Here is a 14,949-nt window from a genome sequence, read left to right on the forward strand (position 1 = left end):
ACCATTTACTTTGTCTGATAAAAACCTTATTTTTGCGGTCTCATTTGCAGAGACGCTGCATTTTACTAGCAAGAACCGACAAGTTAAAACAATATACCGTCATGGGAGTAACTGAATTGAAGCGGAAAGGCCGCCGGAACCGCGCCGTCGCTAATAATAAGACCAACGCCATCAAACAACTGCTGCGTAAGCCAATCATCAAGAACGTAGACGTAGAAGCAATCAAAGCTTCATTCGCTGAGAAGAAAGCAGCGTAACGTTCAATCTGCCCGGTCCGCTAAGCAACAACGAACCGGCGACTTACTACCTAATCCTCATCTCGACCGGATGAGGATTTTCGTTTTCTACGATTTCCTTCGCGCTTTTTAAACTCCCGGCGCACAAACCGGCGATAGTCGAGCTGGACCCGGTACCGGACGGCCTGCCCAAACAACGACAAGCCGCCGTTGACCAGAATAAGCCCGTAGAGCCCAATCAGAAACCACTGCCGGAAGGGGCCTCCGGTATGTTTAGCATGACCTGCCTCACTTAATACGCACAACCCAGCACCAACCAGCATGAGGCTAATCGGCGCTAACAACAGCCATTTTGTGCGGGTACTCATCCGCTTCACTAATCGGCGGCCGGGGGGTGGAGGAAGCTTTGCCATGTCGTTTACAGCTAAGGTGGTGTACGTTCATAACGTAACCATCCGTTTATTTGTTAACAAGCACGAAACATTAAGATGGATAATCGATGGTTGCTCCGGTCTCCCGAAACCCTTTGGGCTCCCGAATACGTTTCCAGCCCTCGCTTATAAATCCGAAACCGTAACCGATCAGTTGGACAAACGCAGCTTCGATACTGAGCAGACCTACGTAAACACTTTTTTCTTTCCGGGTAGCATCCAGAAAAATCAGTCCCGAAAACAAGAGCAGTGCCCCCACAGCCAGCGCGAACAGCACCGGACTAATCAAGGCCCAGACAGGCACTGAGAATACAAACAGCGTGAACAGAGCCGGGAACGTATGCACCAGCTTTAACTCCGACGGATAATACCGGGATATATTGATCCGGGCCCTGCCGAAAAAACGCAGCTGGCGAAAAAACTGGCCGAAGTTCGTTCGGCGTTTGTGGTAAATAAACGCATCCGCAATCAGTCCGGTTACGAAACCGTTTTCGATAATGCGGATGGCGAACTCAATATCCTCCCCCATCCGGCTGAGTTTATACCCGCCGATCTTTTCCCAGACCTGCCGAGATAGGCCCATATTAAAACTTCGCGGATGGAACGTACCGCCCAAATTTTTTTTGCTACCCCGAATGCCTCCCGTCGTAAACGGTGAAGTCATCGAGTAGCTGATTGCTTTCTGAACGGGCGTAAAATCGGGATGAGCTGCGTCAGGTCCGCCGTATGCATCCAGCCGGGTAGCGGTCAGATACGTAGCGACGGTTTGGAAATAGTGCGGAGGCACCAGCGCATCGGAGTCGAAAATGACAAAATAATCGCCTTCAGCGCGTTGAAAGCCAAAGTTTCGGGTAAACCCCTGGCCGGAGTTTTCTTTAAAAAAATAACGGATTCGGAGTCGATCGCCAAAACTAGCTACCACCGCATCTGCTTTCACCGTAGAGCCGTCTTCAATGACCAGCACCTCGAAGTTGTGGTACGTCTGTTGGGTCAGGCTTACCAGTAGTTCGCGCAGTTCGTCCGGACGATTGTAGACGGGGATGATGACGGAAAAAAACATACAAAAAAGGATAGCTGATGGTCGATGCTACGGAATCGGGCACCGACCACTTACTTATGCATTCAAGGCTTCGACCAGCGCTTCTTCGTTTGCCTGGATTACCTGATCAATTAATTCGTCGGTCAAGGCGACCGATACAAACAAGCTTTCAAATTGAGATGGCGCTAAATACACCCCCCGGTTCAACATGGCGTGGAAGTATCGACCAAACAACGGCAAGTCACATGATTTAGCTTCGGCAAAATTCGTCACTGATCGCTCCGTCATGAACAAGGTAAACATAGACCCGATCTGATTGATCGTGTAGTTGAGCCCTGCTTTCTGCAAGCCGTTCTGGAAACCTGTAACCAGTTTCTGGCCGATCTCTTCCAGGCGGGTGTAGACCTCGGGATGCTCGTTCAGGTGACGTAACATGGCCAACCCGGCCGACATCGCAATCGGGTTACCCGAAAGCGTTCCGGCCTGGTAAACCGGTCCGGCGGGCGACACTACGTCCATAATGTCGCGACGGCCGCCGTACGCGCCAACGGGCATACCGCCACCAATGATTTTACCCATTGTCGTCAGGTCGGGCGTAATACCGAATCGTTCCTGCGCTCCGCCTTTGGCTAAGCGGAAGCCGGTCATCACCTCATCAAAGATGAGCACAACGCCATGTTTGTCGCATAGGGAACGAAGACCCTCCAGAAAACCGGGTGCGGGCAGCACACAGCCCATATTGCCGACGACCGGTTCCAGAATCAGAGCCGCTACCTGATTTTGGTTATTGTCGAGGAGTATTTCAACGGCGGCCAAGTCGTTATAAGGCGCGGTTAACGTATCGGCTGCGGTCGCTTTGGTAACGCCCGGTGAATCCGGTACACCCATCGTAACAGCACCACTACCGGCCGCAATCAGGAACGAATCGCCATGACCGTGGTAGCAGCCTTCGAATTTGATGATTTTATCACGACCCGTAAAGCCCCGGGCTACCCGAATAGCAGCCATCGTCGCTTCGGTACCGGAGTTGACCATCCGCACTTTTTCGACCGACGGCACCATGTCTATAATTAACTCAGCCATTTCCACCTCTTTGCGGGTTGGCGCGCCAAACGAAAAGGAATGCTGAATCGCATCCCGAACGGCCTGCTCAACCGGCTCGAAGGCATGCCCCAGGATCATGGGGCCCCACGAGTTGATCAGCTCGACGTATTGCCGACCGTCTTCATCGTAGATATACGGTCCTTTGGCTGACTTGATAAACAGCGGATTGCCACCAACCGCCCGAAACGCCCGAACGGGAGAGTTAACCCCACCCGGAATCAGTTGCTTCGCTTTCTCAAATAATTGTTCGCTCGTGTTCATAGGAGAAAGAACGAAAGAGTGTAAAAGCGAAAGAGGGCTCAAAACCACTCTTTTGCTTTTACACTCTTTCGTTAATTAATTTTTACAAACCGCCCGCTGTCGTACTTCACGATGGGAACGATCTGGTTTTCATTGCTTTGTGTATAATCAAATCCGGACAGTAAATAATCATCCGTGTCTGAACGGAGGCTGGTGCGGTTCCGCAGGCCCGGTCCATTTTTAGCCAGTTGGCGGCCAAAAAACAGCATCATATCATATCCCTGACTGGCGAATACGGAGGGAATTGTGTTCCGAAGCTCCAGATACTGCTCCTGAAAGGCGGTAACCGGCTCTCGCGCCGTATCGATAAAGTCAGGATAGAGCAGATACAGATCTCGTCGGGTAAAGGTCGACAGGGAGTTTTTATAAAAATCGAAAGCGGCAGCGGTAGCCAGTACCGGGCCCGTTACGTGTCGGCGGCTCAGGGCGTCTAATAGCTTAGGACCATCGTCGTCGTTGCTGCTGGACAGGAATATGTGGCTCAGAGAAATACTGGCGCTTGTCGATGCTACGACTGTCGTCGTTGTAGGCCCGGTCGGCTGCATGGCATCGGCAATGGCCTGCGTACTTCCGGTCAGTTTCCGGAAATCCACGATCTGATAATTTAGCCGCTTCAGCTCGGCCTGGTATGCTGTGGCCAACAGCGAATCTTTACGGGTCGTCCCAAAGTAAATAGCCGCTTTACGTCCTCCGCCCAGATTTCGGGCCTGTTCGGCCACACGCTGCGCCTGCCTGGCGAGTGAGGGCTGGGCCAGAAACGACATGGGCTGGTTGGCGACTAACTCGCTGCTCGTTGCGATCGGGTTCAGGAGCAATACGTTATTCTGATTGGCAAAGGCCGAAGCAATGCGATTTGGCTCTACGTATAGTGGGCCGATGATTAGATCGGTCTGCGCAAACGCCGGGCTGTTCACCAGTTCCAGCGTTTTGTTGGCGTCATTATCTACGTCGTAGGCAAACAGATTCACCGTAATCCCTTCTTCCTGCAGTTTGTCTTTAGCTAACTTAATTCCATTGTACAGATCGTATACGTATTGATTCGCCCGTAACCGCTTGTCCGCGTCGAAATCCTCTAATCGGAATGGAAACATCACGGCTACATTGTAATAGCCTTTCGCCCGGGCCGGTCGACTGGTCTGAGGAGTAGTTGGCGTTGGTCGCGCTGTTGTTGTGGTTGACGCAGGCACCGTAGTCGGTCGGGATGAGGCCGTGATCGGCACCCCAAAGCGATTCGTTAACCGGTCTGACAATTCCAAGTCTTCTTTATCGCTGGATGATCGCTGAATCAGATCAATTAAAGCCAATCCAATGATTCGATCTTCCGGAAACTCCCGGTTCATCTGCTTCAACCGATTCAAATCTGTAATCTGCCGGATAAAATGCTGTTCCAGTTTTGCTACGTCGGCCCGCAGTGCCGGATCGCCAATACGCTGCATCTCCGTCAGGCCGTCTTCAAACTGACCGGTTTCCATGCACACAGCCCCGAATAGATAACGTGCTTCGTCCATCTTCCGCCAGTCGGGGTAGCGGTTCATGAGCTGCTTCAGCATCAAACGCGACTGGCCGAAGTAACGCTGCCGAAACGCAGCAATGGAATAGTAATAATGCGCGTAAGGAGCGAGAGGACCATCCCGTTGAATAATCGCGTTCAGCTCCGATTTAGCCCGGTCGTAGTCGCCCGTCTGAACGAGCCGAACCGCAGCCTTATAGCGTTTCTGGGCATCAGCTCCTACCTGCCCAACAGCCTGCTGCTGACTCACAAGCCAGATCAGACTGCCTGCCAGCAGTTTAAACCAATAAAGTCTCTCGTTCATGTTTTTTTGGGTTAATGCACAAAAGCAACGCGGTAGCGTTGCTTTTGGTAAGCGCTTAGGCCGTTTGTTTCTAAACGTCTTATCGGCTCGTTATGTAAACAGGCTCTGTAGACTTCTAACTAAACTTTACTTCTTCTGTTTTGCTTTCCGCTGCGCTTCTTCGGCCTGTTTCCTGGCCTCATCGGCTGCGGCCAGCTGCTTTTGCAGAAGCGCTTGGAAACCACCCGGCTTTTTGCCCTCACCCGCTGCGTTCTTCCGACGGTTTTCGTCGAGTAACGCTTTGATCTTATCCTCGTCTACAAACCGGCGAATCAGCTGCTGCTGCGCAATTGTCACTACGTTCGATACGAAGTAGTAGAACGTCAGACCAGCGGGATACGAGTTCAGCACGAACATAAACATCAGCGGGAACACGTAGCTCAGCGCCTTCATGTTCACTGGCCCCGGCTGTGTCGGCGTCGTCTGGTTGTTGTAATACGCGTACGCAATCGATGAAGCGGTCATCAAGACGGTAAACAAACTCAGGTGACCACCGATAAAAGGCAACTGCGGGAACGTAATAAAGGCGTCGTAAGTGGAAAGATCAGGAGCCCATAAAAACGTTTTCTGCCGCAACTCAATCAGGTTCGGGAAGAGCATGAAGAGGGCGAACAGAATCGGCATGGTAGCCAGTACCGGTACGCAGCCACTCAGCGGGCTTACGCCTACTTCCTGGTACAGCTTCATTTGCTCTGACTGCTGCTTAGCCATGTCGTCGCCCACGCGCTCCTTGATCTCATTGATTTCGGGAGCCAGCACGCGCATTTTCGCCATACTCACGTACGACTTATAAGTTAACGGCGTTAGAATCAGCTTCACAAACACCACCAGGGCAATAATCAGCAGCCCGTAGTTCGAGATGAACTTCTCCAGCAGGTTGAAAACCGGCACGAAGAAATACTTGTTGATCGGCTTCAATACCGAGTAGCCGAGATACACGTTCTGGTCGAACTCCGGCGCTACGTTCCCCAGCAGTTGAAAGTCGTTTGGACCGTAGAAGAACTTGTACTGGCCCTTCCCCGATTTGACGTCAGCCATCGGCAACGACACATCGGCAATGGCCGTTTTCACGACACTAGTATCCGTTGGGTCAACCAAGGCTTTAAAATTGGCTTTGGTCAGCGGGCTGTTCTGGGCCACAAAACCCGACAAAAAGTATTTGTGTTTAATAGTAAACCATTTAACCGGCTCTTCGAGCGTGGCCTCCTGGCTACTTTCGCCTTCCGTGAGTTTATCAAAATTCTCGTCGGCCGTCAGGTAATTGATAGTGGCGGCCCGGCGGTTATTCAACAAATCGTTTTCGTACTGGCGCATTTTATCTTCCCAGTAGAATCGGATGTTATCGTTGGTAACCGTATTGTCGAGACCATTAACTTTTAAGCCATAAGCGATTTCGTAGCCTTCAACGGGCAGGGTGTATACCTGCTCGACCGACTGCCCCGCTGCCACCTCAGCCCGGAACGTAATCTGCTGCGGCTGACTGCCTACGCTGCCACTCTGGGTGCTCGTTTGGTAATACAGTTTGTGCAGATCGACCTTACCCCGATTGGTCGGCAATTCCAATACCGTCCGGCTGCTCTGCGCATCAATCAGGACGAGTGGCTTCTGATCGTAGGTTTTATAATTCTTCAGAACCACTTCCTTCACACGCCCCCCCTGGGTGCTGAAGGTCACCTTCATGTCTTTATTTTCTACGACTACATCCTGCGCCTGTCCAGAAGCCACTGTCGCAAAGTCACCGAATTGCTGGCGGGCAACGGCCGAATCAAGGGGTTGTTCCGCTTTAGTAAGAGCAGCTTGAGCCGCTGACGCCGTAGTGGGCTTTGTCGTCTGTGTTTTTTGGGCCGGTTCCTTCTCGGGCGCGGGCTTCGGTACCAGAAGCTGGTAACCGACCAGCATCGCCATGATCAGGACAATGCCAATTAATTGATTACGATCCATGTATGTATTTTACGAAATTCGATCTACGATGTACGACGTTTACCTGCGAGTATGAAATCGTAGTTCGTACATCGTAGATCAGCGCGTAAAATTACGCCAATTCGCCCGCTTAATCAACCAAATCAGCGGTTTCTACAGGAGCGGTGCGGCCAGGAGTCTCACTGGTGCGTTTCTGCTGACTATAGGCAAGTGCGGCCCGCACGAACTGCACGAATAAAGGGTGTGGATTCATCACGGTGCTTTTCAGTTCGGGGTGAAACTGAACGCCCACAAACCAGGGGTGGTTCGCCATTTCGACAATCTCAACCAGACCAGTATCGGGATTAATTCCCGTTGGGCGCAGTCCTGCCCGCTCAAACTGATCGAGATAATCGTTATTGAACTCGTAGCGGTGCCGGTGACGCTCGCTGATCTGGGTTTTCCCGTAAATATGGTGCGCCAGTGAATCACGTTTCAACTTACAGGTATAAGCCCCCAGCCGCATCGTGCCTCCCTTATCGGTGATGCTCTTTTGCTCTTCCATCATACTGATGACAGGACTGGTTGTATGCGGCTCCATCTCTGTTGAATGCGCATCTTCAATACCCATTACGTTACGGGCGTACTCGATAACGGCCATCTGCATACCCAGACAAATACCCAGGAACGGAATGCCGTGTTCACGAACGTACCGTACGGCGTTGATTTTGCCTTCGATGCCGCGCTCCCCAAAACCAGGGGCAACCAGCACCGCGTCCAGTTCGCGCAATACTTCGGCGCAGTGGTGCTCATCAACCAGGGTTTCTGACTGAATCCATTCCAGTTGCACTTTGCATTCGTTGGCTGCACCCGCGTGGATAAACGATTCAGCGATGGACTTATACGCATCTTTCAGTTCGACGTACTTACCCACCAGCCCAATGCGAACGGTATCGCCGGGGTTTTTAAGTCGCCCCAAAAAGCTTTTCCAGGCGTCCAGATCCGCGTCCTTGTCGTTGTAGAGGTCAAGCATGTACAGCGTGCGCTGATCCAGTCGCTCCTTCTGCATGAGCAGCGGTACGTCGTAAATCGTTTCAGCATCGATCGCTTCGATAACTGAGTTTACCTGCACATTACAGAACAAGGCAATTTTCCGGCGAATGTCCTGCGGCAATGCGTGCTCCGTACGGCACACAATGATGTCGGGCTGAACGCCATTTTCGAGCAGCATCCGTACCGAGTGCTGCGTCGGTTTGGTTTTTAATTCGCCCGCCGATTGCAGATACGGCACGAGGGTCAGGTGAATGACCAGCGTATCTTTCTCCCCGAGTTCAAACTTCAGCTGACGAACGGCTTCAACAAAGGGAAGCGATTCGATGTCGCCGACGCAGCCCCCGATTTCGGTGATCACGATGTCGTATTCGCCCGTATCACCCAGCAACCGAATATTCCGTTTGATCTCATCGGTGATGTGGGGGACAACCTGCACCGTCTTACCCAGGAAATCGCCCCGCCGTTCGCGCGTGATGACATTGTTGTAGATACGTCCCGTGGTGATGTTATTCGCCTGTGACGTGGGCCGGTTCAGGAACCGCTCGTAGTGCCCAAGATCAAGATCGGTTTCCGCTCCGTCGTCGGTGACGTAGCATTCGCCATGTTCGTACGGATTGAGTGTACCGGGGTCGATATTAATGTACGGATCGAATTTCTGGATCGTTACCGTAAGTCCCCGTGATTGAAGAAGTTTGGCCAGTGAAGAGGCTATAATGCCTTTGCCAAGTGATGAAGTTACCCCGCCCGTAACAAAAATATATTTTGCGGATTTTGGTCCCGTAGCCGCCATGATTGAAACCTGATTTGGTCGTTACGGGATATAAAGGTAGATAAAATAAACCAGAAAACGGTTTTAAAAAATGGGAAAATGTTGGGGGTAGCGGCTAAGCCGTTGGTCGTCAACGGATGGCATCGAAGCTGTCGACATTCTGGCTACAACCGGTCTTCAGCGCTCAGTTTATAAGCGGCATATAGAGTAAATGGCTGTACTCAGGGGTGGTCTTCAACGGCTTTGTGGGCTATTCCTCAACCCCGCTTACCGGTTACTAAGTCGTAAGACCCAATAGTTGTTTAGTGAAAAAATAAGTGGGAGACTTGCAGCGGAAATTAACTCTTCCTCAAGCGGTTAGTCAACATAACCGGCTTCCATAACCAACCAACAAAATCAATGAACCAACAACCATCTAGTGCGTTTATTGCGGCCTCTTGGGCTGCGCTTATTGCGGGTATTTTAGCGTTTAATATTGGCCTCTGGAATGCCCAGATGCCCTTGAACGAAAAAGGCTATTATTTCACTGTGCTGATGTACGGTTTGTTTGCCGCCGTTTCTGTCCAGAAAAGCGTACGCGACCGGATCGAGGGTATCCCCGTCACAAACGTGTATTACGGTATTAGCTGGCTATCTGTGATTCTGGCCATTCTGTTGCTGACGGTAGGGTTGTGGAATGCCAGCCTGACCCTAAGCGAAAAAGGATTTTATGCCATGTCGTTCACGCTGAGCATGTTCGCAGCCATTGCCGTACAAAAAAATACGCGCGATAGTCAGACGGGCGACCGCACCCCATCGTCGGCTCGTTCGGTGAGCAGTCTTGAGTAACTACCTGCCAGGTTATAAATAAAACGGCCTTACTGGAGAGTAAGGCCGTTTTTGTATCAATCAGGTTTGTAACCAACTACTTACCCTGGGTCAGTTCGCGCTCTTCGTAGGCCAGTCCATACTGTTTTAAGACGTCGTTAGGAACACCATCCCACTGGTTGGGCGTGTTACCGACATAGCCGATGTCCTTGATACCCATCTGGCTGGTGTAAAAGCCGGAAGCGACCAGATTCCGCATCATGCTGAAGAACGCAGCGCCCTGCGTCATGTCCGGCTTGGCCGTAGCCGGATACGCAATCTGTTCGACCAGGTCGATCTGCTGCGCTTTTGTGCACTGAACAAACTGCTTGCCGTAACGTTTCACGCTAGTGTTATCCAGCCAGCGAATTCCGCCCCGCATTGGGGTCTGGTTGCGGGGCTGATCTTTCATCATAAATTCGATGAACGCGGGCACCCCGGCCTGTGAGGCACTTCCTGACCGTTCATCGGCGGGAATAATAATGTCGCCCAGCACCGTTACGGTCTGTAGCTCATGGGGCGTAAAAAACTTTTCGGCGTGCAGTTTAGCATCACGCTCAGCTTCAAACTTTTGTCGGCCGCCCGGCACCTTGAGTGGTTTTACATCCGGTGGAGCCGGTACTGCCGCTTCGACGGGCGCGACTGCAAATCCCAGTGCCGTGGCAGGTATCGTTTTGAGAATGTCTCTGCGTTTCATAGACGTAGTTGCTTATACGGTCTCCCGATCAGTCTGCTGATACGTAGTTACGTTGGTAAAATCAGCCGCAGCAGACGGAACAGGAAGGCGCAGTGTTAGATATTCTTTTGTTTAACTTGATCGATCAGGTATTCGGAGGTGCGCATCGACGAGGCCAGGATCGTCCACGTTACGTTCTTATCGCCCTGCGAAGGGAACGGAGCGGCATCGACCACAAACAGGTTTTTCACATCGTGCGCCTGCTGAAACTTATTCAGCGCCGACGTTTTGGGGTCGTTACCCATGCGGGCGGTACCCACCTCGTGGATGATCTTGCCCGGCTCGGCCAGACCGTAGTTGTTGGCCGCGTTCGGTTTGGCTCCTAAAGCAATACCGCCCATCGAGTGAATGATCTCCTCGAACGTATCCTGCATGTGCTTGGCCTGTTTGATCTCGTAATCCGACCATTTGTAATTGAACCGGAGGACGGGGATACCGTATTTATCCACTACGTTCGGATCGATTTCGCAGAAGTTACTTTCCAGCGGTACAGGTTCGCCCCGACCGGCCATACCGACGTAAGCACCGTAGAAACGCCGGTAGTCGTCTTTCAGGCTGGCACCGTAACCACCACCGGGTTTCATTTTACCGTCGCGGCCGGGAATCATGCCGTTCAGTTCTTCAACGCCCCAGCCGAATCCGTAAGCAGGCATACCCATGCCACCCCAATATTCAATGTGGTAGCCACGGGGGAAATCCAGTTTCTTGTTGTCCAGCCACCAGGGCGTAAAGACGTGCATACCACCTACCCCATCTTCGTTATAGCGCTTCCGGTCCATCAGGGCGGGGATGAATGCCGAGCGGGAAGCTCCGGTCGAGTCGTTGATGTATTTGCCGACAACTCCGCTGCTGTTAGCCAGACCCGTTGGGAACCGGGCTGACTTGGAATTTAAGAGCAGCCGGGCTGTTTCACCGGCGCTAGCCGCCAGAACTACCGTTTTGGCTTTTACGGTTACCTCCTGCAAGGTTTGCGTGTCGACGTAACTAACGCCGGTGCAAAGTCCGGTAGCCGGGTCGGTTACCACTTCGCGCACCATCGCTCCGTTAATCAACGTAACGTTGCCGGTTTTCATGGCGGGCTTGACCAGTACCGACGACGACGAGAAATCGGCATAGGCCTGGCACGCCCGACCGCACTGGCTACAATAGAAGCAGGCACCGCGTTCGTTGTTGATCGGCTTGGTCAGAATGGACAGACGCGACGGTATTACCGGAATACCGATGCTGCGGGCTCCTTTCCGAATCATCAGCTCGTGCAGACGCGGCTTTGGGGGCGGCAGGAAGATACCATCGGGTTCGCTTGGCATATTCTCCACCGAGCCAAATACACCGATTAGCTTATCGACGCGATCGTAAAATGGCTTGATGTCGTCGTAACCGATCGGCCAGTCTTCGCCGACGCCGGTCATGCTTTTCCGCCGAAAATCGTCGGGCGCAAACCTGAGTGAGATACGTCCCCAGTGGTTGGTACGTCCGCCCAACATACGCGAGCGGAACCAGTAGAACTCGGTGCCTTTGGCGGTCGTGTAGGGCTCTCCTTCAATGTCCCAGCCACCCCAGGCGGCATCGAAATCGCCAAAAGCCCGGGTGGTACCCGCTCCGCGCCGGGGCGACTCCCAGGGCCACTTTAATTGCGTGATATACTTTGGATCGGCTGGGTCGAAATAGCCGCCTGCTTCCAGCAAGACAACTTTAGCCCCCGCTTTTGCAAGCATATAAGCCGCCATGCCTCCTCCGGCTCCAGAGCCGACGATAGCCACATCATACTGTGCCGGGGCTTTTTTAATCTGAATTGGGTCCATGCAGAAAATACGGTTTTACGGAATTGTTCAGAATACGAATTAAAGATACAACATAAACGTGAAGCCGCTGTCAGGTAGCAAATCAATCGCCCGCCCCCGACTCCCCGGCTCAGGGTAACTCTTCCAGCATCAGGTCTTTGTACGCGACTTCAGCTTTGCCTCCGCCGTGAATTTGCAGACCAATGATTCCCGACTGCGGAATGGCCGCATCAGGTTCGGTGTAATCGACGGTTGGTTGTCCATTCAGCCAGAGCCGGATGCGCCGTCCTTCGCACCGGATGTGGTACTCATTCCAGTCGTTACGTTTCAAAATGTGTTTCACCTGATTCGAATCGGGAGCGACTAAGGTTTTGTTACGTCGGGATTCGTCGTACAGTCCACCCCAGTAGCCATCGCCTAGGTCGGCCTGGTAGCCCGTCATTTCGTGGGCTGGGTTGGTTAACCGCTGGCTCCGGAACTGCACTCCCCCGTTGATAAAACCGGCGGTACCGATCAGCTTCCATTTCAGCTTCAGATCGAAATTAGCGTAGCTCCGGGTTGTGCACAGAAAGTCATTTTTAGGAACGGTCTGCGTGAGAGAACCGCCCACCAGCGCTCCATCCCGGATGCGCCACAAACCCGTCGTGTCGCCTTCCCAGCCCCGAAAGGTTTTGCCGTCGAATATAGGAGTTGGCTTCACGGCATGGCCGCCAAACCACGCACAAAAACTGAGGGTAGTGAGTATACAGAATTGAACAATGGCATTCATAAGACCACTTGTTACGTATCGTTAACAGGTATAGAAGCGGCCGAACAGCCTGTTTTACCTGTATTGGGGCATTTAATCGAATAAATACCAGTCAACGCCAAACGCGAAACCCCGGCGCATTTGCAGGAAATCAGGTGCTACAAAGTAACCGGGCGCAAATACGCCCTCGTTGGCATGGGTGAGTTTGACAAACAGCCGCGTTCGGTTGACCCGCAGGTTCGCGTACAGATCAGCCAGCACGTAACCTTCTACCCGCTGCCGGTTTTGCAGATAAAACTGCTGCGTAACGGGCATATACGCATCGGCATAATAGGGCGACTTGTAGTGCAGATCAATACCCGCCTGTATATAGAGGACCTTGGCGTACAGAAACTCATACTGAAGCCGGGTATTCATAAAGAACGGTGGCGTTCGCAGAATATCGGAACGGGACTGAACGGTATAATAGGCCTGCCCCGAAACCAGAAATTTTCCTAACTGAAGATGATAACCCAATCCGGTACGTAATACACTAAAAGAACCAGAAGCCTGCCGGGCTACGGCGTTCGTATCGAAATATGTGTAGTTGCTCAGCAAGTAGTAGTCGATGCCCGGCTCGACTCGTAGTTTCTTGTACCGCAGGTTCAGCTTACCATACGCATAGTTATAGCCGCGCAGCTTGAAATCGTTACGCCAGAAGTAAATCATACTCTGGAAGCGCTCCTGCAACAGCGTTGGCTGCACCAGCATGGCCGTGTAGCCGGCCGTTAAGAACTTGCTGTCGAACTGCCCCTGCAATCGGAACCCACCGCCGACCTGGTATTCGGCCTCGGCCGTTACCTGCGACAGACTGTCCGGGAAATAGTAGCCCAGCCAACCGCCCAGAAACGTTTCGACTCGTCGGGTTTCGTATTCGTTGAAGTTGATGCGGGAGGTATTGTACCGCGTATACTGCCCAAAGATCCGGCTGCGTAGGTAAGCCCGGTAATTGAACGCGGACCCCCCGCGCCGGTAAACGCCTTTGAGACCGAACTGGTTTTCGACCTGCCGGAATCGGGCTTCCTGAAAGATGCGGGACGTATCGCCCTGGATGAACGGATAAAAGCGCCGGACTGAATTATCGAGTAACGTAACCGACTGGTTCAACCGTAGAGTGTCGTCCTGGTAAAAGTTCTTCTGCCGCCGGTAATCGAGTCGGTGATACAACTGAAACCCCTGATCCAGGACGTATTGGTGGTACACGTGCCAGTCGTTGCGGATTTCCCAGCCGTGCGGTCCCTGCACCCGAAACTGCGAATCGCCACTTCGCAGGATCGGATCACCGGTATAGTTATAGACGATCGGTGCCCCTTCGGCCGTTTCTCCGGGCAACACGCCCCCCTGCTCGTCGAAGCTGTGATTCATATTAATGAAGTGCATCAGCAGGGTGTACTTATCGTTTTTGGAGCGGTAGTTGGTATGCCCCAGAAATCCCCAGTTCTGCGCCAAAAGTTTATTTGGATCATTGGGGCCACTAGTGCCAAACTGCTTCTGCGACGTAAAGCGCTGGGCGTTGAATCCGACATTCCAGCGGGGCGAAATGTTCTGCGAAAAGTCGAAGCGCAGGATGTTCTGATTCCGTCCGCCCAAGGCCAGATACATATCCGTAAACGGCGACTTCGTATCGAAATAACGTACGCCCATCGTTTGGTAAGCGTAGGGCGAAAACACGTAATAACCGGTTTGAGCCCCCAGTTGCTGCGGTACCTGCACAAATACCGGCCGCATGGGCGTTCCGAGCGTTCCTAAATCCTGGTACTGGTTCTGGCTCCGCTGTACGTACGTAAACCGATGGGCATCGTCCATCGTGGTATCGACCGTGTATAACTTTTTACGGTTATTAAAAACGTCCTCCTCCAAAAAGAAGCGGGTCGACTTCGGCCCGTATATGACTTTGGTTGAGTCATCAATCCCGTTGTTGCTGGTGGTTGCGCTGGAGAAGGACCCTGGTCGCCCCTGCTGGCCACCAAACCCGCCGGGAAAGCCATTGGGCAACTGCGTACCACCGGGGAACTGCTGCGCCCAGGCGGTATGCGTGAGACTAACAAAAAAAAGTACGCAGAAAAGAAGTCGATTCATTGCCTCAAAAATACGCTAAATCGCCGTATGGCCGAA

Annotated in this window: 12 protein-coding genes; 2 read left to right on the forward strand and 10 right to left on the reverse strand. The window is 52.5% G+C overall.

The window, feature by feature from the left end:
- Positions 1-101 precede the first annotated feature (101 nt).
- Positions 102-257, forward strand: a complete 156-nt coding sequence (locus ACYVIY_RS22490; RefSeq protein WP_460978651.1) for a hypothetical protein — start codon at positions 102-104, stop codon at positions 255-257.
- A 50-nt stretch (positions 258-307) separates the two neighbouring features.
- On the opposite strand, the gene ACYVIY_RS22495 is transcribed toward ACYVIY_RS22490, so the two are convergent.
- From ACYVIY_RS22495 to ACYVIY_RS22520, 6 genes are all read right to left on the reverse strand, one after another.
- Complete coding sequence (locus ACYVIY_RS22495) at positions 308-649, reverse strand: hypothetical protein (protein ID WP_460978652.1); 342 nt, start codon at positions 647-649, stop codon at positions 308-310.
- A gap of 70 nt (positions 650-719) precedes the next feature.
- Positions 720-1,727: a glycosyltransferase family 2 protein gene (locus ACYVIY_RS22500; RefSeq protein ID WP_460978653.1), complete on the reverse strand. Its 1,008-nt coding sequence runs from the start codon at positions 1,725-1,727 to the stop codon at positions 720-722.
- A gap of 54 nt (positions 1,728-1,781) precedes the next feature.
- Positions 1,782-3,071, reverse strand: a complete 1,290-nt coding sequence (gene hemL, locus ACYVIY_RS22505) for a glutamate-1-semialdehyde 2,1-aminomutase (protein ID WP_460978654.1) — start codon at positions 3,069-3,071, stop codon at positions 1,782-1,784.
- A gap of 71 nt (positions 3,072-3,142) precedes the next feature.
- The gene (locus ACYVIY_RS22510; protein WP_460978655.1) at positions 3,143-4,924 is read right to left on the reverse strand and encodes an ABC transporter substrate-binding protein; all 1,782 of its coding nucleotides are present in this window, start codon (positions 4,922-4,924) and stop codon (positions 3,143-3,145) included.
- Positions 4,925-5,050: 126 nt separating this feature from the next.
- Entirely contained in the window at positions 5,051-6,904 is a 1,854-nt protein-coding gene (gene yidC / locus ACYVIY_RS22515; RefSeq protein ID WP_460978657.1) for a membrane protein insertase YidC, read from the reverse strand.
- A gap of 109 nt (positions 6,905-7,013) precedes the next feature.
- Entirely contained in the window at positions 7,014-8,705 is a 1,692-nt protein-coding gene (locus ACYVIY_RS22520; RefSeq protein ID WP_460978658.1) for a CTP synthase, read from the reverse strand.
- A 378-nt stretch (positions 8,706-9,083) separates the two neighbouring features.
- On the opposite strand from ACYVIY_RS22520, the gene yiaA reads away from it, so the two are divergent.
- Positions 9,084-9,512 carry an inner membrane protein YiaA gene (yiaA, locus tag ACYVIY_RS22525; protein ID WP_460978660.1) on the forward strand — a complete coding sequence of 143 codons (429 nt, stop codon included), beginning with the start codon at positions 9,084-9,086 and terminating at the stop codon, positions 9,510-9,512.
- A gap of 76 nt (positions 9,513-9,588) precedes the next feature.
- Here yiaA and ACYVIY_RS22530 read toward each other — a convergent pair whose 3' ends face one another.
- The 4 genes from ACYVIY_RS22530 to ACYVIY_RS22545 all read right to left on the reverse strand — a co-directional run bounded on the left by ACYVIY_RS22530 (position 9,589) and on the right by ACYVIY_RS22545 (position 14,913).
- Positions 9,589-10,227, reverse strand: coding sequence for a gluconate 2-dehydrogenase subunit 3 family protein (locus ACYVIY_RS22530; RefSeq protein WP_460978662.1), 639 nt, complete (start codon positions 10,225-10,227; stop codon positions 9,589-9,591).
- 95 nt (positions 10,228-10,322) lie between these two features.
- Positions 10,323-12,068 carry a GMC family oxidoreductase gene (locus tag ACYVIY_RS22535; protein WP_460978663.1) on the reverse strand — a complete coding sequence of 582 codons (1,746 nt, stop codon included), beginning with the start codon at positions 12,066-12,068 and terminating at the stop codon, positions 10,323-10,325.
- 109 nt (positions 12,069-12,177) lie between these two features.
- Positions 12,178-12,816: a 3-keto-disaccharide hydrolase gene (locus tag ACYVIY_RS22540; protein WP_460978664.1), complete on the reverse strand. Its 639-nt coding sequence runs from the start codon at positions 12,814-12,816 to the stop codon at positions 12,178-12,180.
- A 72-nt stretch (positions 12,817-12,888) separates the two neighbouring features.
- Positions 12,889-14,913, reverse strand: a complete 2,025-nt coding sequence (locus tag ACYVIY_RS22545) for a putative porin (protein ID WP_460978665.1) — start codon at positions 14,911-14,913, stop codon at positions 12,889-12,891.
- Positions 14,914-14,949 lie beyond the last annotated feature (36 nt).

The sequence above is a fragment of the Spirosoma knui genome (assembly GCF_054780635.1).

Coding starts and splice junctions, on each gene's coding strand:
- ACYVIY_RS22490 (WP_460978651.1), top strand. CDS start 102: ATGGGAGTAACTGAATTGAAGCGGAAAGGCCGCCGGAACCGCGCCGTC.
- ACYVIY_RS22495 (WP_460978652.1), bottom strand. CDS start 649: ATGGCAAAGCTTCCTCCACCCCCCGGCCGCCGATTAGTGAAGCGGATG.
- ACYVIY_RS22500 (WP_460978653.1), bottom strand. CDS start 1,727: ATGTTTTTTTCCGTCATCATCCCCGTCTACAATCGTCCGGACGAACTG.
- hemL (WP_460978654.1), bottom strand. CDS start 3,071: ATGAACACGAGCGAACAATTATTTGAGAAAGCGAAGCAACTGATTCCG.
- ACYVIY_RS22510 (WP_460978655.1), bottom strand. CDS start 4,924: ATGAACGAGAGACTTTATTGGTTTAAACTGCTGGCAGGCAGTCTGATC.
- yidC (WP_460978657.1), bottom strand. CDS start 6,904: ATGGATCGTAATCAATTAATTGGCATTGTCCTGATCATGGCGATGCTG.
- ACYVIY_RS22520 (WP_460978658.1), bottom strand. CDS start 8,705: ATGGCGGCTACGGGACCAAAATCCGCAAAATATATTTTTGTTACGGGC.
- yiaA (WP_460978660.1), top strand. CDS start 9,084: ATGAACCAACAACCATCTAGTGCGTTTATTGCGGCCTCTTGGGCTGCG.
- ACYVIY_RS22530 (WP_460978662.1), bottom strand. CDS start 10,227: ATGAAACGCAGAGACATTCTCAAAACGATACCTGCCACGGCACTGGGA.
- ACYVIY_RS22535 (WP_460978663.1), bottom strand. CDS start 12,068: ATGGACCCAATTCAGATTAAAAAAGCCCCGGCACAGTATGATGTGGCT.
- ACYVIY_RS22540 (WP_460978664.1), bottom strand. CDS start 12,816: ATGAATGCCATTGTTCAATTCTGTATACTCACTACCCTCAGTTTTTGT.
- ACYVIY_RS22545 (WP_460978665.1), bottom strand. CDS start 14,913: ATGAATCGACTTCTTTTCTGCGTACTTTTTTTTGTTAGTCTCACGCAT.